Origin of the sequence: Gillisia mitskevichiae (assembly GCF_003634585.1) — a bacterium.
Classification (GTDB): domain Bacteria; phylum Bacteroidota; class Bacteroidia; order Flavobacteriales; family Flavobacteriaceae; genus Gillisia; species Gillisia mitskevichiae.
The window spans coordinates 164350-188899 of sequence record NZ_RBLG01000003.1 but is presented as its reverse complement, the minus strand read 5'-3'; the positions used below and the strand labels follow the sequence as shown (position 1 = coordinate 188899).

The 24550-nt window shown below is 31.4% G+C and carries 21 protein-coding genes and 1 pseudogene; 21 read left to right on the top strand and 1 reads right to left on the bottom strand.

The genetic code is table 11. The features are described from left to right. Nucleotides 1-90 precede the first annotated feature (90 nt). Nucleotides 91-1122 (top strand): NAD-dependent epimerase, encoded by a 1032-nt coding sequence (locus tag BC962_RS11725; RefSeq protein ID WP_121346218.1) that lies wholly within the window; start codon nt 91-93, stop codon nt 1120-1122. Between the two features lie 3 nt (nt 1123-1125). On the opposite strand, the gene BC962_RS11720 is transcribed toward BC962_RS11725, so the two are convergent. Continuing rightward, the gene (locus BC962_RS11720) at nt 1126-2136 is read right to left on the bottom strand and encodes a glycosyltransferase family 10 domain-containing protein (RefSeq protein WP_121346217.1); all 1011 of its coding nucleotides are present in this window, start codon (nt 2134-2136) and stop codon (nt 1126-1128) included. A gap of 240 nt (nt 2137-2376) precedes the next feature. On the opposite strand from BC962_RS11720, the gene BC962_RS11715 reads away from it, so the two are divergent. From BC962_RS11715 to BC962_RS11620, 20 genes and pseudogenes are all read left to right on the top strand, one after another. Then, nucleotides 2377-3813: a lipopolysaccharide biosynthesis protein gene (locus tag BC962_RS11715; RefSeq protein WP_121346216.1), complete on the top strand. Its 1437-nt coding sequence runs from the start codon at nt 2377-2379 to the stop codon at nt 3811-3813. Further along, complete coding sequence (locus tag BC962_RS11710; protein ID WP_121346215.1) at nt 3810-4889, top strand: DegT/DnrJ/EryC1/StrS family aminotransferase; 1080 nt, start codon at nt 3810-3812, stop codon at nt 4887-4889. The genes BC962_RS11715 and BC962_RS11710 overlap by 4 nt, the downstream gene beginning before the upstream one ends. Nucleotides 4890-5259: 370 nt before the next feature. After that, entirely contained in the window at nt 5260-6783 is a 1524-nt protein-coding gene (locus BC962_RS11705; RefSeq protein ID WP_183075504.1) for a glycosyltransferase family protein, read from the top strand. A gap of 145 nt (nt 6784-6928) precedes the next feature. Next, a complete protein-coding gene (gene rfbB, locus BC962_RS11700; protein WP_245984174.1) occupies nt 6929-8008 on the top strand; it encodes a dTDP-glucose 4,6-dehydratase in 1080 nt (359 codons plus the stop codon). 24 nt (nt 8009-8032) lie between these two features. Further along, nucleotides 8033-8392: a GxxExxY protein gene (locus BC962_RS11695; protein ID WP_121346213.1), complete on the top strand. Its 360-nt coding sequence runs from the start codon at nt 8033-8035 to the stop codon at nt 8390-8392. 71 nt (nt 8393-8463) lie between these two features. Then, nucleotides 8464-9345, top strand: coding sequence for a glucose-1-phosphate thymidylyltransferase RfbA (gene rfbA, locus BC962_RS11690; RefSeq protein ID WP_121346212.1), 882 nt, complete (start codon nt 8464-8466; stop codon nt 9343-9345). Between the two features lie 208 nt (nt 9346-9553). Next, nucleotides 9554-10987 carry an MBOAT family O-acyltransferase gene (locus BC962_RS11685; RefSeq protein ID WP_121346211.1) on the top strand — a complete coding sequence of 478 codons (1434 nt, stop codon included), beginning with the start codon at nt 9554-9556 and terminating at the stop codon, nt 10985-10987. Between the two features lie 3 nt (nt 10988-10990). After that, entirely contained in the window at nt 10991-11926 is a 936-nt protein-coding gene (locus BC962_RS11680; protein ID WP_147405655.1) for a hypothetical protein, read from the top strand. Between the two features lie 86 nt (nt 11927-12012). Next, nucleotides 12013-12375: pseudogene (locus BC962_RS16610) on the top strand (sugar phosphate nucleotidyltransferase). A gap of 449 nt (nt 12376-12824) precedes the next feature. Beyond that, on the top strand, nt 12825-13820 hold the full coding sequence (locus BC962_RS11670; RefSeq protein WP_121346209.1) for an SDR family oxidoreductase: 996 nt from the start codon (nt 12825-12827) through the stop codon (nt 13818-13820). 26 nt (nt 13821-13846) lie between these two features. Next, complete coding sequence (locus tag BC962_RS11665; protein ID WP_183075503.1) at nt 13847-15130, top strand: nucleotide sugar dehydrogenase; 1284 nt, start codon at nt 13847-13849, stop codon at nt 15128-15130. Nucleotide 15131: 1 nt separating this feature from the next. Further along, nucleotides 15132-16526, top strand: coding sequence for a nucleotide sugar dehydrogenase (locus tag BC962_RS11660; RefSeq protein WP_121346208.1), 1395 nt, complete (start codon nt 15132-15134; stop codon nt 16524-16526). Nucleotides 16527-16540: 14 nt separating this feature from the next. After that, nucleotides 16541-17551: an NAD-dependent epimerase gene (locus tag BC962_RS11655; protein WP_121346207.1), complete on the top strand. Its 1011-nt coding sequence runs from the start codon at nt 16541-16543 to the stop codon at nt 17549-17551. A gap of 9 nt (nt 17552-17560) precedes the next feature. Beyond that, nucleotides 17561-18604, top strand: a complete 1044-nt coding sequence (gene rfbB, locus BC962_RS11650; RefSeq protein ID WP_183075502.1) for a dTDP-glucose 4,6-dehydratase — start codon at nt 17561-17563, stop codon at nt 18602-18604. Between the two features lie 6 nt (nt 18605-18610). After that, a complete protein-coding gene (gene rfbA / locus BC962_RS11645) occupies nt 18611-19468 on the top strand; it encodes a glucose-1-phosphate thymidylyltransferase RfbA (RefSeq protein ID WP_121346205.1) in 858 nt (285 codons plus the stop codon). Continuing rightward, complete coding sequence (locus BC962_RS11640; protein WP_121346204.1) at nt 19468-19830, top strand: EamA family transporter; 363 nt, start codon at nt 19468-19470, stop codon at nt 19828-19830. Before rfbA (BC962_RS11645) ends, BC962_RS11640 begins: the two co-directional genes overlap by 1 nt. Before the next feature lie 4 nt (nt 19831-19834). Further along, nucleotides 19835-20761, top strand: coding sequence for a glycosyltransferase family 2 protein (locus BC962_RS11635; RefSeq protein ID WP_121346203.1), 927 nt, complete (start codon nt 19835-19837; stop codon nt 20759-20761). Between the two features lie 11 nt (nt 20762-20772). Continuing rightward, nucleotides 20773-21648 carry a formyltransferase family protein gene (locus BC962_RS11630; protein ID WP_121346202.1) on the top strand — a complete coding sequence of 292 codons (876 nt, stop codon included), beginning with the start codon at nt 20773-20775 and terminating at the stop codon, nt 21646-21648. Nucleotide 21649: 1 nt separating this feature from the next. Beyond that, on the top strand, nt 21650-22801 hold the full coding sequence (rffA, locus tag BC962_RS11625; RefSeq protein ID WP_121346201.1) for a dTDP-4-amino-4,6-dideoxygalactose transaminase: 1152 nt from the start codon (nt 21650-21652) through the stop codon (nt 22799-22801). 144 nt (nt 22802-22945) lie between these two features. Beyond that, on the top strand, nt 22946-24517 hold the full coding sequence (locus tag BC962_RS11620; protein WP_121346200.1) for a hypothetical protein: 1572 nt from the start codon (nt 22946-22948) through the stop codon (nt 24515-24517). The last annotated feature ends 33 nt before the right edge of the window (nt 24518-24550 follow it).

Below are 24550 nucleotides of genomic sequence, written 5' to 3'. Positions count from 1 at the left end.
AAGTTATAAAATTGAAATTGATACTTTTGTGAAATCTATGAAATTTTAAGGGTGATGGCAGATCACCTATAAAGGTTGCAATTTAAAATTATGCAGGAACAAGTTAAAAATAAGGTTTTAGTAACTGGAGCCGCAGGATTTATTGGGTTTCATTTAGCAAAGAAGTTATTAGACTTAGGATTTGAAGTGGTAGGACTAGATAATATAAATGATTATTATGAAGTCAACTTAAAGCTAGCGAGACTTAAGGAACTAGGGATCGAAAAAAAGGTGATTGCATATAATGAGATTTTAGGAAGTGAAAAATATTCTAAATTTCAGTTTATCAAATTAAATCTAGAGGATAGAGAACAACTGCCAAAACTTTTTAAAGAGCATAATTTTAAAATTGTTTGCAATTTAGCCGCTCAGGCAGGAGTTAGGTATAGTCTTGAAAACCCGGAAGCGTATATAGATAGCAATGTAGTTGGTTTTTTAAATATTTTAGAATGTTGCAGAAATAATAATATAGAACATTTAATTTATGCAACCAGTTCTAGTGTGTATGGACAAAACAAAAAGATTCCTTTCTCTGTAAAAGATAATGTAGACCATCCCATTAGTTTATATGCAGCCACAAAGAAGAGTAATGAGTTAATGGCATATACCTATAGCCATTTATTTAATTTTAAAACTACCGGTCTACGTTTCTTCACGGTCTATGGCCCATGGGGAAGGCCAGATATGGCTATGTTCTTGTTTACAGATGCCATAATAAAAGGAAAGCCTATAAAGGTATTCAATAATGGAAATCTAGAACGGGATTTTACATTTATAGATGATATTGTGGATGGGGTTTTAAAGATCGTCACTAATCCCGAAAATCAAAAACCTAATTATAGCTTATATAATATTGGGAATAGTAAACCTGTGAAAATTCTAGATTTTATCGATGAGATAGAAAAGCAACTTGGGTTAGAGGCCCAAAAAGAAATGCTACCTATGCAAGCTGGAGATGTAGAGAGAACTTGGGCAGATGTAAGTGATCTAAAAAAAGATTTTGGCTATAAACCAAATACTAGCATCGAAAAAGGCGTTGGGAAATATATAGATTGGTATAAGGCTTATTATGAAAAGCTTTAGGATTCAACTATTATTTTCTTTTTTTTTTATAAGAAATTTTAGGGGATTTACAAATTTAGAAATTCTCATAATTCTTTCCCTTGAAGTAATAGCAGCTTTCATATTACTTTCATATTTGTATTGGGTACCATATTCTGATCGTCGCTTAGTATTTTCTTTTTCAAAAATGTTCTGAAGAAACTGAAGTAATGTTTCCTTGCTTAAATCTTTTGGAATAACGTGATTTATGAAAGGCGATTCGTTAAGCATTTGGATGTATTCATGATGGTTAGAATCAATCCTTTTAATTTCTTCTACAACTTGCTCAAAGCTCTGATAATTATGGCAATTAATAAATGCTTTTGGGTTAAAATCTTTTGCTACATCCGGATTTCCCCAATAGATAGGAATGGTACTAGAAATAAATGCGTGAAGGATCTTCTCTGTAGTGTATCCACATGAAGAAGTGTTTTCAAAAGCAATGCTGAATTTGCATTTAGATTGAAAATCTATTTTGGTATACATCCAATCTTCAGCAAATCGCTCTCCTACGTTCAATGATATATTATTTAAGTGTTTTCCAGGAGAGGACACTAATTTATACTTATTTAGTAACTGGAAAAATGTATCTCTGGCAGGATCAGAAAGTGAATTTGCGTAAATGAAATTACAGAAGTATTCTTTTTTTAATAATATGGTCTCATCAAAATTCTTTGGAGTAAGAAGTTCTTTGAATTGATCCTCATAAAAAGCGAAATTTGGATATCTTAGGTATCTATCACCAAATTGTAGATGATTAAATCCAATTCCATAATCACAAAGATTAAAGTCCGGAACTAAATTTTCTCCTGTTATAAATATTCGAATACAGTTATATTTTAAGAAATCATTTCCATAACAAGAGTAAATCAAATAATCTGGATCCTTTGAAGATAGTTTGATAGTATAATGAGTACAAAGTAAATTATAAATGAAATTATCCTGAGGATCAAAAAGCTCATCAAAATCTGTAAACCATAACTTTAATATTGTCATTTCCTGTCTCTAATTTTTTATCCTCGGAGCAAATATACTTAATGGGAATTAAAAGAATTTTAAGATATAAAAATGAATTCAGAATAGTGAGTGAAAGTTTTATTGTCAAATTATACCAAAGCTTCTAATATTAATATTCAAGTATGTATTTTTATAAAAACTTTCAATGTGGATTATGGATTACAAGCACTTTAGTCTTGACACCTTTTGCAATCTGATTTTGATGGAACAAACTATTTAATGTCTCTAAAAAAACAAGCCACAATAGGTTTAGTGTGGACTTTTGCACAGCAATTTGGAAATCAGCTTATTGGTTTTGTGGTTTCTGTAATTCTAGCCCGACTCTTATTACCGGAAGAATTTGGTTTAATTGGGATGATAGCTGTATTTGTTGCCATTGGAAACACGTTATTGCATGGCGGACTTACCAAATCTTTAATAAGAGGGGAAGATCTTAATAATGAAGATTACTCCACAGTATTTTATTTCAATTTGGTTGCAAGTCTTTTGGTTTATGTAATTATATATTTTTTAGCGCCATTAATTGCAGATTTTTATGAGCAATCAATTTTAATTGAAATTTTAAGAATTTACTGTTTATCATTTATAATTTCAGCATTTTCTGCAGTTCAATTGGCTAGGTTAACAAAGAGTATGGATTTTAAAACGCAAACAATGATTGCAGTTCCTTCTGCTATTATTGGTGGCATTGTGGGGGTTACAATGGCATTATTAGGGTTTGGAATATGGAGCCTTGTTTGGAGTAGTATTATTTCGGCATCAGTAAATTCAATCCAATTATGGATATATTCTAAATGGACTCCAGAGTTAAACTTCAATTACAAAAAATTTAAAATTCATTTAAACTATGGCTATAAACTTACCTTATCCGAATTATTAGACAGAATATTCAATAACATTTTTTTAATTGTAATCGGAAAATATTTTTCTCCAGCGCAGGTAGGTTTCTATACCAGGGCTGAAACGATGAAGCAACTTCCTGTGAGCAACCTTTCTAATGCACTGAATAAGGTGACATTTCCGCTTTTTGTAAGCATTCAAAATGATGAGGTCCGATTAAGAAGCGTATATAAAAAGCTTATGCAAATGGTCGTTTTTGTAATCACCCCTGTTTTGATAATATTAGCGGTATTGGCAGAGCCTACCTTTCGGCTTTTATTTACAGAAAAATGGTTGCCAGCGGTTCCATATTTTCAAATACTTTGTATTACGGGTATATTATATCCTTTGCATTCATATAATCTAACAATTCTTAATGTAAAAGGGCGAAGTGATCTGTTTTTAAAATTGGAGGTATTTAAAAAAATACTTATTATAATTACCTTATTAGTAACTATTCCCTTAGGTATAATTGCAATGTTATATGGTCAGGTTGTTATTTCTATTATTGCTTTTTTTATAAATGCACATTATACAGGTAAATTCATCAATTATACAGCTTTGCAGCAGTTGAAAGATGTGTTTCCAATAGTGTTATTGTCCTTAGTAATGGGTTTATTTATTTATCTATTAGATTATTATGGCTTAGGTAATAACTTAGATATATTAAGAATTATGGTTGGAGGAGTTGTTGGCTTATCAATTTATATATTTGCAGCATATAGATTCAAATTTGACAGTTTCCAAGAGCTTATTAAACTTATTATTAAGAAATGATTCCAGTTACAAAAACATTTTTACCTCCAATTGGGGAGTATCAGTCTAAATTGAAAGTGATTTGGGAAAGTAATCAATTAGCTAATGGGGGAAAATTGTTATTCGATTTGCAATTTGCTTTAAAAAGGCATCTACATATTTCTAACATAATACTTACTGCTAATGGGACATTGCCACTTCAAATTGCCTTAAAACTATTAGCAAATAAAGGAGAGGTAATCACTACTCCCTTTAGTTATGTAGCTACAACATCTACAATTGTTTGGGAGAATTGCACACCAGTATTCGTAGATATTCATCCCGAGTATTTAACAATTAACGAAACTAAAATTGAAGCGGCTATTACAGAGAAAACAACAGCAATTCTTGCTACTCATGTATTTGGTAATCCATGTAATATTGAAGCAATTTCAGCTATAGCAATTAAATACAATTTAAAAGTTATTTATGATGCTGCTCATTGTTTTGCAGCGAATTACAATGGTAAATCTTTATTTGAATATGGTGATATAAGCACATGTAGCTTTCATGCTACAAAGTTGTTTCATACAGGAGAAGGGGGTGCAATGTTTTGTAAGGATGAAGATTTATATAAAAAATTATTTCACAGTCATAATTTTGGACATAAAGGGGAACTAGATTTTCATGGATTGGGAATTAATGCTAAAATGAGCGAGTTACAGGCTGCGATGGGGCTTGCAGTTTTACCATATGTGGATGGTCTAATAGCATCTAGAAAAAAAATAGTTGAGGCATATAACAAAAATCTAAATTTCAAGAAGTTTCGTAAGTTGAGGATACGGGAAGGTACCGATTGGAATTTTAGTTATTACCCCATTATTTTTGAAGATGAGGAAACTCTCCTTAAGGTACAACAGACTTTAAACAAAGCGCAGATCTTCCCAAGAAGATATTTTTATCCTTCCTTAAACACCCTCGATTATGTAGACTATAAAGAAATGAAGATTTCAGAAGAAATCTCAAAAACAGTACTATGTTTACCTATTTATGTAGAATTAAATTTATTTGATATTTCTAAAATCTCACTGTTAATTAATAAATATTCTATTATTTAGGGCTGGTTTTATATAATTACCATACTAAGCTTAGTATAGATGCGAGCATCTTAATTATCTGATGATAGTTTTTTTTTCCAGTATTCGTAAATCCTTTGAATTTTGAACTAGCATCTAAAATTATTAAAACGGCTACTTTTGAAATAAATTATTAAGGTTTTCATACATAGAATTTATAAGTTGATTAAGTTTGCCTTGTATTCGATTATAGGAATATTTTATATATACTTTCCCTGTTTTTAATGGCGATACAACCTATTACAAAAATAAATTTTTATATAGAGCATTGTTTAAATCAGAATTTTAAATAAGAATGAGGTTAAGAATTTTCCTGTCTGCTATTTTATTCTTTTCTTCCTTAGCTTTTTATGTGGTAACAATTTTTTATGGACTGGATTTTACAGATTCTTTCTTTCACATTAATGAGGCTCTTCATCCAGTAAATGATGACTATAGGTTTTCTTTTTTATTAAGTTCCATATTTATAAAAGCAGTATCAGGTTTATTTGGTGACCAACTTATTTGGTTTAGGATGATTAATGGTATTTTACTTCTTATACCTGGAGTGATATCATTCTTTTATGTTAAGAGAAAAATGGATATAATTCAAAGCTTATTATATGGTACAATTCTATTATTTATTTCCTCTTCACTCAATACAAATATTCTAGGTTTCGACACGTTCAGCACTCTACTTTTATCACTTATATTTTTTACATCATTAGATTATTTAGAAAAGAATAGCGTTGCTAAAATATTATTACTGTCCTTTCTTACAGTCGCTGCAATTTTAACAAGATTTCCAAATTTCGTTGTATTACTTGTTATTTCCGGTTTTCTTTTTTATGATGAACGGAATTCTAATTTAATTAAAACAAAGGCATTTTTAAAACCTGTTTTTTACCTACTTTTTAGTATGTTTCTTACCGTATTGGTATATTCTTTATATTATTCAGATTTCGTTTTGGTAATTAAAGAAGAATTTGATATTGCAGGCCACGAAACCACGCATTTATTAAAAAACTATTTAAATGACTTCTATAAATTAATAGCGATCAGCTTATATTTTTTAACGTCTTATGAGGTATTTAAATTTTGCGCTAAAAAAGTTCGAAAACCGGAATTAGTCTATATTCCATTTTTCATTATTCAGCTTTTAATTTCTTTTGGCATAGCTTCTCTTACGAAGTATAATTTTACACTTTATTTCGTCTCTATTGTTTTAAGTTTTGCAGTAATTTTTTTTAAAGAAAAAAAATCAAATTTTCCAAATCGAGAATTTATAATTTTAATCCTGTATGTTATTTGTATGTTTGTTAACCCGTTTGGATCTAATACGGGTCTTATCAAAGCTTCTTTTTTATTTATTTTATTTCCTTTTATTGCAGTAATATTAAAACCTACGAGAATTAAGTTTTGGGTAGGAACCTTAATTGTTACATGTTTTCTTGGCATTACTAATAAAGTCTTAATCCCATATGAAGATGCTAATTTCTTGAAATTAAATAATAGTGTAAATATTCCAAAGTTAAGTCAAATAAGAACCCAAGGTGAACGTTCAGATTATTTAGAAGATGTGGATAAGGAAATAGCAAAACTTCTTAATGAAGATATCAATCCATATTTCTACGGGAGTAAGAGCCATATATTTAATTATTTATATCCTTTTGCATCTATTAATATTAAAGATTTTAATCAAGATTTAATGAATTCTGAAATTAATCCTAAAATGCAGCGATTGATGAAAAGTAAAGAGAAAATCGCTATATTTTTAACTTATAAATATCCCGAAAATTCTTATTATACTGATTTAAGTGCTTTGGAAGAGAGGTTGTTAAATGAAGGATTTGAAAAGATTTCGAAAGGTAAAATTTTATATTATATAAGGAATTAGATTTTAGTAGGCCGGGCTAATATCATGTATATTTCTGGCTTTTGTTGTTGTATAGGATGAACATTAGACTTGAGAAGATAATATTTTTGAGTTTAAAATATTTAAAAATGGATAGCGATAATGCTAATAGTTAAATTTATGATGGATGAAATATAGAATGGATGAGTTCAAAAAAGTGAAAATTTTAATAACTGGTGGAGCAGGGTTTATTGGCTCTCATGTAGTGAGATTGTTTGTGGATAAATACCCGGAATATGATATTTTCAACCTAGATGCCTTAACCTATGCTGGTAATTTAGAAAATTTAATTGATGTGGAAGATAAGGAGAATTATCATTTTCTAAAGGTCGATATCAATGATGCAAATAAAGTAGATAGCATATTCGAAAAATATAAGTTTGATAAAATTATTCACTTAGCTGCAGAATCTCATGTAGATCGCTCAATAAAAGATCCTCTTGCATTTGTTAGAACTAATGTGATTGGAACAATGAATCTTCTAAATGCAGCTAATAAAATTTGGAAAGATAATTTACAGGGAAAATTGTTTTATCACATCAGTACAGATGAGGTATATGGCACTTTAGGAGAGGAAGGATTATTTGCAGAAACCACCTCTTATGCTCCCAATTCACCTTATTCCGCTTCAAAAGCCAGTTCAGATCACTTTGTGAGAGCTTATGGAGAAACTTATGATTTGCCTTATATAATTTCCAACTGTTCAAATAACTATGGCCCAAATCAATTTCCAGAGAAACTAATTCCATTATTTATTAATAATATTATAGAAGAAAAGCCACTGCCTGTTTATGGTAATGGCGATTATACAAGAGATTGGTTATATGTAATTGATCATGCTATTGCAGTTGATAAGGTTTTTCACAAAGGAAAGAATAATGAAACTTATAATATAGGTGGAATTAATGAATGGAAAAATATCAACTTGGTAAAACTTCTTTGCAGAATAATGGATGCTAAACTGAACAGAGCGGAAGGTAGCTCTGCGCAATTAATTAGCTTTGTAAAAGATCGTCCAGGTCATGACAAGCGTTATGCTATAGACGCCTCTAAAATAGGTAAACAATTAGGCTGGAAACCCTCGGTAACTTTTGAAGATGGATTAGAAAAGACAATAGATTGGTATTTGGATAATGAAGATTGGTTAAAAAATGTGACCTCAGGGAAATATCAGGAATATTATACAAAACAATATGCAACGAATTAATCCGAATTTATACTAATTATACGAATGGAATCCAATGAGAATATAGTATTCAAGGAAGAGAGTTATAAAATAATAGGAGCCTGTATGAAAGTTCATAGAACCTTAGGTCCCGGATTTTTGGAAGCGGTTTATGAAGAAGCTTTGGTGAAAGAATTTGGGAACCAAAAAATACAATTTAAAAAGCAAGTTAAGCTAGAACTATATTACGAAAATCAAAAATTGAAGAAACAATATAGAGCAGATTTCGTTTGTTATGACTCTATTATTTTGGAAATAAAAGCAGTTAAACTAACTCCTACCGTATTTTATGCTCAATTAAAAAACTATTTAAAATGTACAAATACGGAATTAGGAATGTTGATTAATTTCGCACGTCTTCTCTAATATATAAAAGAATATTAAATTCAAAAAATTCGGATTAATTCGGATTAATTTGTAATAAAAATTCGTATCAAATGAAAGGAATAATACTAGCAGGAGGATCCGGCACTAGACTTTACCCAATTACAAAAGGAATTTCTAAACAACTATTGCCAATTTATGATAAACCGATGATCTATTATCCTTTATCTGTTTTAATGTTAGCAGGAATACGTGAAATTTTAATAATTTCTACCCCTGAAGATCTTCCTAATTTTAAAAAGTTATTAGGAGATGGAAAAGAGTTGGGGATGAAATTTTATTTTGAAGAACAAGCCTCCCCAGATGGCCTTGCTCAAGCCTTTATAATCGGTGAAGAATTTATCGGGGAAGATGATGTGTGTTTGATATTGGGGGATAATATTTTTTACGGACAAGGATTTACAGGTATGCTTAAAAAAGCAGTAGAAAATTCCAAAAATAAAAAAGCAACCGTCTTTGGGTATTACGTAAATGATCCACATAGATATGGAGTTGTAGATTTTAATGGTATAGGTGAAGTTAAGAGTATCGAAGAGAAGCCTATTAATCCGAAAAGTAACTATGCAGTAACGGGGATTTATTTTTATCCAAATTCAGTTATTAAGATTGCAAAATCTGTAAACCCAAGCGAGCGCGGGGAATTGGAAATCACGAGTGTGAACCAGAAATATTTAGCTGAAGAGAAATTAGAAGTGGTATTAATGGGTAGAGGATTTGCCTGGCTAGATACAGGCACCCATGAGTCTTTTTTAGATGCCTCCAATTTTGTACATACCATAGAAAAGCGTCAAGGATTAAAGATTGCCTGTATTGAAGAGATAGCTTTCGATAAAAAATATATTTCCAGAGAACAATTGCGGGAGCTGGCAAGCCCATTGCGAAAAAATGAATATGGGGAATACTTGATGAAAATTGTAGATAAAAAGGAGCAATAATATGGAACTCTTGTCAATTAAAATTCTTCGATAAAGGAAAATCCTGAGTAATTGAATTTTCAATTTTATCCAAGTTTATAAATTCTATATTTCCTCCTGTTTTTAATTCTCAAATTTGCAGTTAGGAAGTATGAATTTTGAGGTCTTATTCAACTATAAATAAAATAACCACAAACCATCTCAATACTAAATTCTCTATACTCTATAAATGCTTTTTAATTCCCTTGATTTTACTGTATTTTTACCTATAGTTTTTGTTCTTTATTGGTTTGTTGTCAACAAAAATCTGAAGCACCAGAACATTCTTATTGCCTTTGCTAGCTATGTTTTTTATGGCTGGTGGGATTGGCGGTTTTTGGCATTGATCCTGTTCAGCACCCTAGTTGATTATGTGATTGGGGTAAGTTTGGGAAGGGAGCATAATTTATACAAGCGGAAAATACTACTTTGGGTAAGTGTATTGGTAAACCTCGGGTTTTTAGGTTTCTTTAAATATTACAATTTTTTCTTAGATAACTTCAAATCAGCATTTACTTTTTTTGGTTCCGAAATAAATGCAAATTCTTTAAACATCATCCTTCCAGTAGGGATCAGTTTTTATACGTTTCAAACATTAAGTTATACTATAGATGTTTATAAAAGACAGCTGGAACCAACCAAAGATTTTATCTCTTTTGCAGCCTTTGTTAGCTTTTTCCCTCAATTAGTGGCGGGACCTATTGAAAGAGCGACTAATTTGTTACCGCAGTTTAATATTAAACGAAAATTCAACTATACTCAGGGAGTAGACGGTATGCGTCTAATTTTGTGGGGTATGTTTAAAAAAGTTGTAATTGCCGATAATTGTGCCTTTGCCGTTAATGACATATTTGCTAATTATGGGACAGCTTCTGGAATGGAGTTGATATTGGGTGCTATATTTTTTGCATTTCAAATTTATGGAGATTTTTCTGGGTATTCTGATATGGCAATAGGAACTGCGAAATTGTTTGGTTTTGATTTAATGATAAACTTTCGTACACCTTATTTTTCCCGCGATATAGCTGAGTTTTGGCGAAGATGGCACATTTCTTTATCTACATGGTTTCGTGACTATGTATATATTCCACTTGGAGGTAGTCGAGTAAGTAAGAACAGAGGTGTGATTAATATCTTCGTGGTTTTTATGCTAAGTGGTTTTTGGCATGGCGCTAACTGGACATTCGTTGTTTGGGGATCTTTGAATGCTTTATATTTCCTGCCTTTACTTTTAAGTGGTCGAAATCGTAAAGATCTTGGTTCCGTGGCAGAAGGTAGAACATTGCCTAATTTTAAAGAATTAGTTCAAATGGTTTTAACTTTTTCCTTTACCTGTTTGGCTTGGGTGTTTTTTAGGTCAGACACAGTGGCCGATGCAATTAATTATATATTTAGAATATTTGTTTTCACTTCATTCAATACATCAGCATTATTAAGCCATGCAAAGATTATTACCCTTATTTCAATATTTTTATTATTTGAATGGCGGGGAAGAGCAGATCGATTTCCTCTATATTTCAAAAATTCTATATTGAGAAGACTCTCTTATGCTACAATCCTATTATTAATAGTGTTTTTTGGTTTGTACATTAGTCCTAATAGTTTTATATATTTTCAATTCTAATTTATGAAACATTTTCTAAAGAAAATTTTTGCTTATTTACTTATTTTTATCTGTTTCCTATTGGTTTATGGGGTTGTGTGTGATCTACTTTACAAGAATAAGAACATGTTTCTAGGAAATACCAAAAGATATTGGCAATTATCAATAAAAAATACCGATTATGATTATGCCGTAATTGGTTCAAGTCGAGCCTATGGTTCTATAGATGTAAATTTACTTGATTCTTTAACAGATCAAAATGGAATTAATCTAGGCTTAGATGGATCAGGTTTTAACGAAAATTATGTTAGTGTTAAATTGTTTTTATTAAACAAAAATAAATTGGATAAAATTTATCTACAGATTGATCCCTATTCATTTATGTCGAAAGAAAGTTTCTCTAATTCATTTTACGCTTATGCCTATTTACCCTATTGGGATAGTGATGAAACTATAAAAGATGTTTTACATGAGGAAATTCCATTAATTAAAGATAGCCCATTTTATATTCCTTATCTAGGTTATTTTATTTACAATAATTATTATTCTCCTTTTCAAATAATAAATTCATTTCTTAAATATGACACCTTTTGTGAAAACTCCGAATTTAACTGTATTAACGGAAATAAATTGGAAAAACAATCTATATCGAACCAGCCTATTATTACTAATGCCGGAATTTTAAATTTCACAATGAATAAGAGGGATAATTATTATTACAATCAAATATTAGAATTGGCGGCCGAAAATAATATTCAGATAATAACTTTTACCGCCCCAACTCTGGAAAATCTTGATAACGACTTTGAAAATTTTCTTCAAAACATCAAATCTGATATTTATTTTAAATCAGGCATGGATTGGATGTCACAAGAAAAATATTTTATAAATCATACGCATATAAATTTCGAGGGTAGAAAAGTTTTTACAACTGAATTTGCAAATTTCTTATTAAGGTAGAATTTATAGTTCAGGAAATTCAAATGTTAAGATTTTGCTGCAAATATTGATGCCTAATCAGATGGCTTTAATTAGCATTAAAGTTTATTGTTAATGAGGATGTTTACCTTATCTGGGACGATAATATTTTTTACGGACAACTATTTACTGGTATGCTTAAGAATGCTTTAGGAAATTCCAAAAATAAAAAAGCAACCATATTTGGTTATTGCGTAAACGACCCACATAGATACGGGGTTGTAGATTTCAATAGCAAAGGTGAAGTTAAGAGTATCGAAGAGAAGCCTGTTAAACCATAAAGCAACTTTGCCGTAACAGGAACTTATTTTTATCCAAATTCAGTTATTAAAATAGCAAAATCTGTAAACCCAAGCGAGTGCGGTGAATTAGAAATAACGAGTGTGAATCAAAAATATTTAGCTGAAGAAAAATTAGATGTTAATGGGTAGAGGATTTGCCTGATTGGACACGGGTACGCATGCATCCTTTTTAGATGCATCAAACTTTGTAAATACTATAGAAAAACGGCAGGGATTAAAAATTGCTTGTATTGAAGAGATAGCATTCGATAAAAAAATTTATTTCCAGAGAACAGTTGCGAGAACTCGCAACTCCATTAAGCAAAAATGAATACGGGGATTATTTGATGAAAATTGTAGATAAAAATAATACAAGCGTTTTTAGGATAACGACTTTCAAGGTTGCAGAATAGAAATAAAATGTTAAACCACCTATTTTCATGCGTATTCGTTTTTAGTATTTAGCCAATTAGTTTCCAGTCAGATGGACACTTTTGAAAAACTCTCTGACCTTTTCACATTTCTTTAATACTTACATGCTTCATCCATAAATTAGAAATACTATCTTTGCCGATTGTTAAACAAAACATTCGCATTTAATGCTAGAACAATTTTCACAATTAAAGTCTTCTAAAGTATTAGTAACAGGAGGAGCTGGATTTATAGGTTCCAATCTTTGCGAAACCTTACTAAATCATGGAGCTCAGGTTGTATGTTTAGATAATTTTGCTACTGGTAAACATGAGAACTTAGAAGCTTTTAAGGATAATTCCATGTTTACTCTTATTGAAGGAGATATTAGAAACCTTGAAACTTGTCATAAAGCAACTAAAGGCGTGGATTATATCTTACATGAGGCGGCATTAGGCTCTGTGCCTAGATCATTAAAAGATCCTATTACATCTAACGAAGTGAATGTTTCTGGTTTCTTAAATATGTTGGTTGCTGCTCGAGATGCTAGGGTAAAGAGATTTGTGTATGCAGCAAGTTCCTCAACTTATGGAGATTCCGAAAATTTACCAAAAGTGGAGCACATTATTGGGAAACCACTTTCACCATATGCAATAACTAAATATGTGAATGAATTGTATGCAGATATTTTTAAGAATACATATGATCTAGATACTATTGGTTTAAGATATTTCAATGTTTTTGGAAGAAAACAGGATCCTAATGGAGCCTATGCTGCGGTTATCCCCAAATTTGTAATTCAGTTAATGAATTATGAATCTCCTGTGATAAATGGAGATGGAACCTATTCCAGAGATTTTACCTATATAGATAACGTTGTTCAAATGAATCTTCTTGCTCTTACATCAGAAAATGAAAAAGCATTAAATGAGGTTTATAATACGGCATTTGGGGAAAGAACAAATCTTCTCGAATTGATACACCTGTTAAAGGAATATTTATCTGAATATGATCCGGAAATAGCGAAAGTGGAGATCAAGCATGGTCCAAACCGGGTGGGCGATATTCCACATTCTTTAGCATCTGTAGATAAAGCTAAAATGAATTTGGGATATGATCCGAAATTTAATATTCAGGCTGGTTTGAAAGAAGCAGTTGCTTGGTACTGGAAGAATTTAAGATAATATTATGTACTTTATAAATAGCATATATGAATAAAGATATTAAAATAGCAGTCATAGGTTTAGGCTATGTGGGATTACCACTCGCCAGATTATTTGCTACAAAATTTTCTGTAATAGGTTTTGATATTAATAAACCAAGAGTTGCCGAACTAATGTCTGGGATCGATTCTACGTTGGAAATTGAAAAAGACCTTTTACAATCCTCTTTAATAAATAGCCCATCTGGAGAAGTTGGTTTATATTGTACCACAGATCTTGAGGATATAAAAGATTGTAACTATTACATAATAACTGTGCCCACTCCAGTAGATAGGAATAATAGGCCAGATCTTACTCCATTATATAAAAGTAGTGAAACAGTAGGGAAAGTTCTAAAAAAAGGAGATATAGTTATATATGAATCTACAGTGTATCCTGGGGTTACAGAGGATGAATGTATTCCAGTTCTTGAGAAGATTAGTGGATTAAAATTCAATCAGGATTTCTTTGCTGGTTACTCTCCAGAAAGGATTAATCCGGGAGATAAGGAACATACCGTAGATAAGATCTTAAAGGTTACCGCTGGATCTACTCCAGAAATAGGTAAAAAAGTAGATGATCTTTATAAAGCTGTTATAACTGCTGGGACTCATTTAGCGCCCACAATTAAAGTAGCTGAAGCTGCAAAGGTGATAGAGAATTCTCAAAGAGATATTAATATTGCGTTTGTAAATGAGTTAGCTAAAATATTCAATATGTTGGATATAGATACTAATGATGTTTTAGAAGCTGCGGGTACAAAATGGAACTTTTTACCTTTTAAACCTGGATTGGTTGGTGGACATTGTATTGGTGTAGACCCTTATTATTTGGCACAAAAAGCACAAGAAGTAGGTTATCATCCAGAAATTATTCTTGCAGGAAGAAGAATGAACGATAGTATGGGACAATATGTGGCTTCTGAAGTTGTAAAGCTGATGTTACAAAATGATATTAAAGTTAAGGGAGCTGAAGTACTGGTGTTGGGGATAACTTTTAAGGAAAATTGTCCTGATGTAAGAAATACTAAGGTTGTAGATGTTATTAAGAACTTAAAGGAATATGGTGTAAATATTAGTATTTACGATCCATTGGCAAATCCAGAAGAGGTTAAACATGAATATAATCTTTCAACATCCAGAACATTACCAAATAAAAAATTCGATGCAGTTGTTTTAACAGTTGCTCATAAGGAATTTTTAAGTTTAGACTTTAATGAACTTAAATCTCAGAGCGCAGTGGTTTATGATGTTAAAGGAGTTTTAGGAGATAAATGCGATAAAAAATTATAGAATGAAGATTACAAATATCTGTTGTATTGGAGCTGGATATGTTGGAGGTCCAACTATGGCAATAATTGCTCAAAAATGTCCACATATTAATGTGACTGTAGTAGATATAAACGAAAAAAGAATCGCTGCTTGGAATGATGAAGATGTGAATAACATTCCGATTTATGAGCCAGGTTTGTCAGATATAGTGAAGGAAGCCAGAGGTAGAAATTTGTTTTTTTCAACGAAAGTAGATGAAGCTATAGATAAAGCTGAAATGATCTTTATCTCGGTAAATACACCAACCAAAACTTATGGTATTGGAAAGGGAATGGCGGCCGATTTAAAGTTTATTGAGCTTTGTGCAAGACAAATTGCCCGTGTTTCAAAGACAGATAAGATCGTAGTTGAAAAATCTACTTTACCTGTACGAACTGCTGAAGCATTAAAGAATATATTAGAGAACACGGGAAATGGAGTAAACTTTCAGATTCTATCAAACCCAGAATTTTTAGCTGAAGGAACTGCGGTAGAAGATCTACTGGCTCCAGATAGAGTTTTAATTGGTGGAGATATAGATACTGAAAAAGGCAGAGAGGCTGTGAATGCATTAGTTAGCGTTTATGCTAATTGGGTAACAAAGGAGCATATTTTGACCACAAATGTTTGGTCTTCTGAATTATCTAAATTAACTGCAAATGCATTTTTAGCCCAACGGGTTTCTAGCATAAATGCTATGAGCGAATTATGTGAGAAAACTGGGGCAGATGTTAATGAAGTTGCTAAGGCTGTAGGAATGGATTCTAGAATTGGTTCAAAATTCCTTCAATCTTCAGTTGGATTTGGTGGCTCTTGTTTTCAGAAAGACATCTTGAACTTGGTATATATAGCAAAGTCTTTCGGATTAAATGAAGTAGCAGACTATTGGGAACAAGTGATCATTTTAAATAATCATCAAAAGCGAAGATTTGCTGCTAATATCGTTAAAACCTTATTTAATACAGTTTCAGGTAAAAAAATAGCAATTTTAGGCTGGGCTTTTAAAAAGGACACTAATGATACTAGGGAATCTGCTGCAATTTACGTTTCAGATTATCTTCTTAATGAACAGGCAGAAATAGTTGTATATGATCCTAAGGTTACTGCAGAGCAAATTTATGAAGATCTAGACTATTTAGGAACAAGAACAGATTCAGAGAATAGATCCCTTGTAAAAGTGGTTAATACGGCCGAAGAAGCCTGTGGAAATTCTCATGCAGTAGCGGTTTTAACTGAATGGGATGAATTTAAAAATTTAGACTGGCAACAGATCTATGAAAATATGTTGAAACCAGCCTTCCTATTTGATGGAAGAAGGTTATTGAATAAGGCAGAATTGAAGAAAGTTGGATTTGAGGTTTTTGTGATTGGGAGTTAATTGGATTAATAATTATGAAGAATATTTTAGTTACAGGTGCTGCGGGATTTATTGGTTTCCATTTAGCGGAAAAGCTGTTAAAAGAGGGTTTTAATGTTGTTGGGATAGATAATATTAATGATTATTATGACGTAAATCTGAAATATGACAGGTTGAACGAATTAGGAATTGATAGATCCGGGGCCGAAATTTTTAATAAGCCTGTTTCCAGTAATAAATATGAGTACTTTAAGTTTATAAGGCTTAATTTGGAGGACAGGGAAAACCTTCCGGAAATTTTTAAGGAAAACAATTTCGATATTGTTTGTAACCTCGCTGCGCAAGCAGGTGTTCGTTATAGCATTGAAAATCCTGAAGCATATGTAGACAGCAATGTTGTAGGATATCTAAATCTTCTGGAATGTTGTAGGCATCATAATGTCAAACATTTAATCTACGCAAGCAGTTCAAGTGTTTATGGCCTAAATGCCAAAGTTCCTTTTTCCACTGAAGACAATGTAGATCATCCTATAAGTCTATATGCCGCGACCAAAAAGAGCAATGAGTTAATGGCTCATACCTACAGCCATTTGTATGGATTTAAAACCACAGGTTTAAGATTTTTTACTGTTTACGGACCATGGGGAAGACCGGATATGGCTATGTTTTTATTTACCGACGCTATAATAAAAGGAAATCCTATTAAGGTATTTAATAAAGGAAATCTTGAACGTGACTTTACTTATATTGACGATATTATTGATGGAATTGTCAATGTAAAAAACCAGAAGGATAAGGGAGAAAAGTATTCTCTTTATAATATAGGGAATAGTAAACCTGTAAAGCTATTAGATTTTATTGAAGAAATTGAAAAACAATTGGGGGTTGAAGCCAAAAAAGAAATGCTTCCAATGCAAGCTGGTGATGTAAACCGGACTTGGGCAGATGTAGATTCATTAAAAAAGGATTTTGACTATAATCCAAAAATTAATGTTAGTGAAGGAGTGGGCAAATTCATTAATTGGTATAAACAATATTACATATAACCATTAATCATGAAAATATTAATTACCGGAGGAGCTGGTTTTATTGGTTCTCACGTTGTAAGGCGTTTCGTTAATAAATATCCGCAATACGAGATATTTAATTTAGATGCATTGACCTATGCCGGTAATTTGGAAAATCTTTTAGACATAGAGGAAAAACCAAATTATCATTTTATAAAAGCTGATATAAATAATGCCTCTGAAATCAATAATTTATTTAAAAAATATAATTTCGATAAAGTCATTCATTTAGCGGCAGAATCTCACGTAGATCGTTCCATTACAGATCCATTGGCTTTTGTAAAAACCAATGTAATAGGCACTATGAATTTGCTAAATGCTGCAAAGGAATTATGGAAAGATAATTTAGAGGACAAGCTTTTTTATCATATCAGCACTGATGAAGTATATGGAACTTTGGGTGAAACCGGACTTTTTACAGAATCCACAGCTTATGCTCCAAATTCGCCATATTCCGCATCAAAAGCCAGTTCCGATCATTTTGTAAGGGCTTATGGCGAAACTTATGGCTTGCCTTATATTATAACCAATTGTTCAAATAATTACGGCCCAAATCAATTTCCCGAAAAACTAATCCCTCTTTTTATTAATAATATTATTGAGGAAAAACCACTTCCCGTTTATGGCGATGGAAAATACACTAGAGATTGGTTATTTGTACTTGATCACGCAATCGCTATTGATCTTGCTTTTCACAAAGGAAAAAACAAAGAGACTTATAATATTGGGGGTTTCAATGAGTGGCAAAATATCGATCTAATAAAGATCCTTTGTGAACTCATGGATAAAAAACTCCTTAGGGATAGTGGCAGTTCCGCAATACTAATTACCTATATCAAGAATCGTCCGGGACACGATAAGCGCTATGCAATTGATGCAACAAAAATCAATAATGAATTAGGTTGGAAACCCTCGGTGACATTTGAACAGGGACTTGAAAAAACTATAGAATGGTATTTAGATAATGAGGATTGGTTAAAGAATGTGACCTCAGGAAAATATCAGGAATACTATATGAACCAATACAATTAATAAATTATGAAAGGAATCATATTAGCAGGAGGATCTGGGACAAGATTGTTTCCTATAACAATAGCAGTGAGTAAACAACTGTTACCAGTTTACGACAAGCCAATGATTTATTACCCTCTATCAGTATTAATGCTTGCAGGGATTCGTGAGATTCTATTCATAACAACACCTCATGATCAGGAAGCGTTTAAAAAATTATTAGGGAATGGCTCTCATGTAGGTTGTAAATTTGAATTTGCTGTACAGGAACAACCAAATGGATTGGCAGAAGCATTTATTATTGGGGAGGAATTTATTGGTAAGGAAAAGGTGGCTTTAGTTTTGGGTGACAATATTTTTTACGGAAATGGTTTTGGGTCCTTATTAAGAAGTAAAGTTGATGTTAATGGTGCAGCTATATTTGCATATCCCGTTAAAGATCCAGAAAGATATGGGGTAGTAGAATTTGATTCAGAATATAAAGCAATTAGTATTGAAGAGAAGCCGGAGAAACCAAAATCTAAATTTGCAGTTCCTGGATTATATTTTTATGATAATAGTGTGGTGGAATATGCGAAAAATGTAAAACCATCTGATCGTGGTGAATTGGAGATTTCCACTATCAATCAAATGTATCTGGATGAAGGAAATTTAGAAGTTGGGGTGATGACTCGAGGAATGGCATGGTTCGATACAGGCACCGTAGAATCACTGGACGATGCAACTGAATTTATCCGGGTAATTCAAAATAGACAAAGCGCTATGATTGGCTGCATTGAAGAAGTAGCGTATATACATAAATTTATAGGATTTGATAAAATAGAGGATGCTATATTTAAATACGGTAAAAGTAATTATGGTGAGTATTTAAGATCCTTAATATAATGAATTATATCTATATTTTTGGCACCATATTTTTTACTATTTATGGTCAAATTATTTTAAAGTGGCGTCTTAATCAATTTGGAAGTTTACCAGAATCTTTTTCGGGTAAAGCATCCTTTTTATTTCATGCCCTAATGGATATATATATAATTTCGGGTTTTTTAAGTGCATTCGTGGCTTCTATATTTTGGATGGCTGCTATGACTAAATTTGAAATTACCGTAGCTTATCCTTTTATGAGTTTGGCTCCTGCCTTGGTTTTTTTTATTGGTGTTTTTTTACTGGGAGAAACATTTACTTGGGGTAAAGTAATAGGATTATTTTTAATTATTATAGGAACCATAGTAACAGTTAAATTTTAAACATATGCCGTATCTTTCCATTGTGAGTCCTGTTTATAATGCCGAAAAAATAATACCTGCTTTAGTTGAAAGAATTGAAAGTAGTATTCAAAAAATCACCTCCGATTATGAAATTATACTGGTAGAGGATTGTGGGCCGGACAATTCCTGGGAAGTGATTGAAAATATAACTAATACCAATCCAAAAATTATTGGAATAAAATTAAGTAGAAACTTTGGACAACACTATGCAATTACCGCTGGTTTGGACCATGCTAAGGGAGATTGGGTAGTGGTAATGGATTGTGACCTGCAAGATCAACCGGAAGAAATTGAAAAGCTATATAAAAAGGCTCAGGAAGGCTTTGACATTGTTTTAGGAAGGAGATTTGATAGAAAGGATCGTTTTTTTAAGAAATTTTTCTCAAAAATGTTTTATAGAACACTTGGTTATCTAACGGGATCTGAACAAGATGAATCCGTAGCCAACTTTGGGATCTATAATAGGAACGTGGTGAATGCAGTTGTATCTATGCGGGAATCCATAAGATATTTTCCTACTATGGTTAAATGGGTAGGTTTTAAATCAACAAAAGTAAATGTTGAACATGATGATAGAAATGAAGGGGAATCTAGTTATAATCTTAAAAGATTGATCAATCTGGCTTTAGATATTATTCTTGCTTATTCAGATAAACCTATTCGTCTTTTGATAAAAACCGGGTTGTTCATTTCTGTGATTTCTGTTTTGGTAGCATCTATTTATTTTATAAAATGGTTAAAAGGTGATGTTTTAGTTTTAGGTTATACGAGTTTAATTATATCACTCTGGTTATTATCTGGAATAATTTTATCAACATTAGGGATTATTGGATTATATGTAGGTAAGACTTTTGAGGGTGTTAAAAACCGACCGATATATATAATAAAAAAAATAATAAATAATAAATAATCAGATAATTAATGGCGTTAACACTTTATTTGTTGAATAAGAAAGGTTATAAAGTATTAACAGCTTTAACTAAGACCAATAAATACTTAAGCAACATTGATTTAGTTGTGGGTGCAAGGGACAAAGGAAATGAGGAAGATTATTTTGATGAAATTCGTGTACTTTGCAACAATTATAATATCAAGTATATAGAACGAGGTCAAAATTTGACAATTCAAAGTGAACATTCTTTAGCAATAGGTTGGAGATGGTTAATTAAAGATCAAAAAAATCTTATTGTTTTACATGACTCATTTCTCCCAAAATATAGGGGCTTTTCTCCGACTGTAAATATGCTCATCAATGGAGAGACATATATAGGGGCCTCTGCTATTTGGGCAAATGATAAAATGGATGAAGGTGATATTATTTTTCAAAAAAAGGTGAATATAACCTATCCTCTTAAAATTCAAAAAGCAATTGAATTAATAGCTAATTTATATGTTGATATAGTTTTATATATAATGAATGCCATATTAGAAAAAAATATATTGCCCAGTTTACCTCAAATGAAAAATGATGCTACATATAGTATATGGAGAAATGAAGATGATTATTATATAGACTGGGCTAAAGAGGCCGCTGAAATTGTGAGGTTTGTAGATGCTGTTGGATATCCGTATGGAGGAGCTAAGAGTAAAACTGAAGATGGGGAAATAATTCGAATAAGAGAATGTGAAGTTGTTCATGATATAATATCTGAAATCCCTGCTCCAGGAAAACTGTTGATGTATGATGAAGAGTATCCTATTATTCTCTGTGGAAAAAAAGCGGTTAAACTTCTCGTAATTGAGGATTTAAATAATAATCCCTTTGTTTTTAAAAAATTTAGAACACAATTAAAATAGAATGGAAAAAATACCTTTCAACAAACCCCACCTCACCGGCAAAGAAACGCATTATATTTATGATGCGGTAAATGCAGGTAAAATATCCGGGAACGGAAAATATACCAAACTGTGTCAGGATTATTTAAAGGAGCGCTATAGCTTCAGGAAATGTTTGCTTACCACTTCCTGCACAGACGCGCTGGAAATGGCGGCACTCCTCATTGATATCAAACCAGGAGATGAAGTAATTATGCCTTCCTATACCTTTGTTTCGACTGCAAATGCCTTTGTTCTGAGAGGAGCCAAAATAATATTTGCAGACAGCAGAGAAGATCATCCCGGTATTGACGAAGACAGTATTGAAGCTTTAATCACCTCCAAAACCAAAGCGATTGTCCCTGTGCATTATGCCGGAGTTGCCTGTGATATGGATAAGATCATGGCATTGGCAGATAAATACGATCTTTTTGTTATAGAAGATGCCGCACAGGCAATCGAGAGTTTTTATACCGGAAAGGACGGCATTAAAAGAGCTCTTGGATCTATTGGTCATTTGGCTGCATTTTCTTTTCATGAAACCAAGAATATCATTTCAGGGGAAGGAGGAATGCTGGCCATTAACGATCCTCAATTTATGGCTAAAGCCGAAATTATTTGGGAAAAGGGAACCAACAGATCTGCTTTTTTTAGAGGAGAAGTAGATAAATATGGTTGGGTGGCAGTGGGAAGTTCTTTTTTGCCCTCTGAAATTATTGCTGCCTTTCTCTGGGCACAATTAGAGAATCTGGACGACATACAAACGAAAAGACTTCAGCATTGGAATAAGTATCATGAAGGTTTAAAAGAATGGGCCATGGAAAATGATATTCGACTCCCGGGAATTCCGGATTTTGCAACCAATAATGCACACATGTTTTATCTGGTATGTAAAGATTTGGAACAAAGAAATGTAGTTATAGATAACTTAAAATCTAATGGTATATTGGCCGTGTTTCATTATTTGAGTTTGCATAAAAGTCCGTTTTATTTAGATCAACACGATGGCAGAAATTTGGTAAATGCGGACCGCTATACAGATTGTGTTGTAAGACTTCCGTTTTTTTACGAACTGGAAAAGGACGCCATAAATTTCATTAAAAATGAGCTATATGAGGCTGTTAAGAATATCTAATATTGTTTGGATTTTGCTTAATCTCGTTAGGTGTAATTTATGGTTTTATAAGCGCAGATGTGCTTTAATATTTATCTGTGGAAAAGGAGCTATTTAATGTCTTAATTTCACAGGATAACTTTAACATTCAAATAATTCTCCTTAATGGATAGCATTAAAAAATTAACATATATTCTCTATTTTATTGGCAATTTTATGATGTTAACATATTCCGGTATTTTCTGGGATGATTGGACACTTTATAATATGAATGATGAAGGGATAATGAACCAATTTTATGGGAATGGAGTCGTTGTTTTTGGATACATGCATATATTTCTTCAAAATCTTATTAATACCCCCTTAATATATCATTTTTGCACAATTATACTACAGCTATTATCCATTTTTATTTTATTTAAAATCATAGATAAATTTAAGTATAAAAACTCAATATTTTTATATTTTGGCATATTGGTATATAGTGTATTACCCTTGTTTGATGCTAAAATCACAATGATAGTTTTACCTTATACACTATGTTTAACTTTGTTCATAACTGCAACATATTTCTTGATAATTTATAAATTTGAAAGAATATTCCTTTTCAGGATTTTAAGTTTAATATTGTTTTTTATATCTTTTTTCACAACTTCTTTAATTTTCTTTTATTTAATACCACTTTTATTAATTATTTTCTATGAAGACCTTCGGTTTATAATAGAGCATAAAATAAAAAAAATAAAAGTTGTATTTAATATACTAATAAAATCAATTATAAGTCATATTGATTTTATTATCATGCCAGTTATTTTTTGGATAGTTAGAGCTTTATATTTTTCTCCATCTCTGCAATACAAAGAAATGAATTATAATGAGATTAAATTGGAATCATTTTTTGAGATTCCTTATCGCTTAATTAGATCAATCTATGCATTCTTTATAACACTATACCCACTGTTAAAGGAATTATTCCAGAATTTAGAATTTATATTATTGTTTGTTATTCTCTCAGGATTTATTTTTTTTAAATTAAGCAGGTTCAATTTAAATTTAAAATCTACAAAGACAAAATTTTTAATCGGATTGATAGTTTGTTTTATTGGGTTATTCCCATATATTCTTGTAGATAAGTATCCTACTTTTACTGGTTATTCATCAAGACATCAGTTGCTAATTGGTTTTGGAATTAGTTTATTGGTTGTTAATTTAATTTTTTATATTTCGTCAAAGACAATAAGGAATTTGACATTAGCCATGAGTATAGGATTATTTGTTATCCTGAATATTATTATTCAATTCAATTATTTTAAAGGATTTATGAAACAGGTAGTTGTTAATAATTATTTAGAATCACAAAATTTTTCAAGGGATTTTCCACAAACAATTTTATACAAAGACAATACATCTAATTTTACTCACAAAGGAAATCCATCTAGCTTTTATGAATTAAGTGGTATTTTGAAATTGAGCCATCCGAAAGAAAATATAATGTTAATTCAGAGAAATGAATTTATTTCAAATAATCAGGATAGTACATTTAAAAAGTTGACACCGTATTTTTTTAGTTATAATCTTTCAAATTATCACCTGGTTAACCCTAATTTAGAATTAGAAATTAGCTATTCAAAAAAATCATTGCCAATTTACCCTTTAGTTACTTATTATGGAGATTATTTAAGTGGAAATAAGGAGAGATGGACGGAATATTTTGACTTTAATTTAAAAGTATTATAAGGTTAATTGCATCTGTTATAAAAATGATCAATT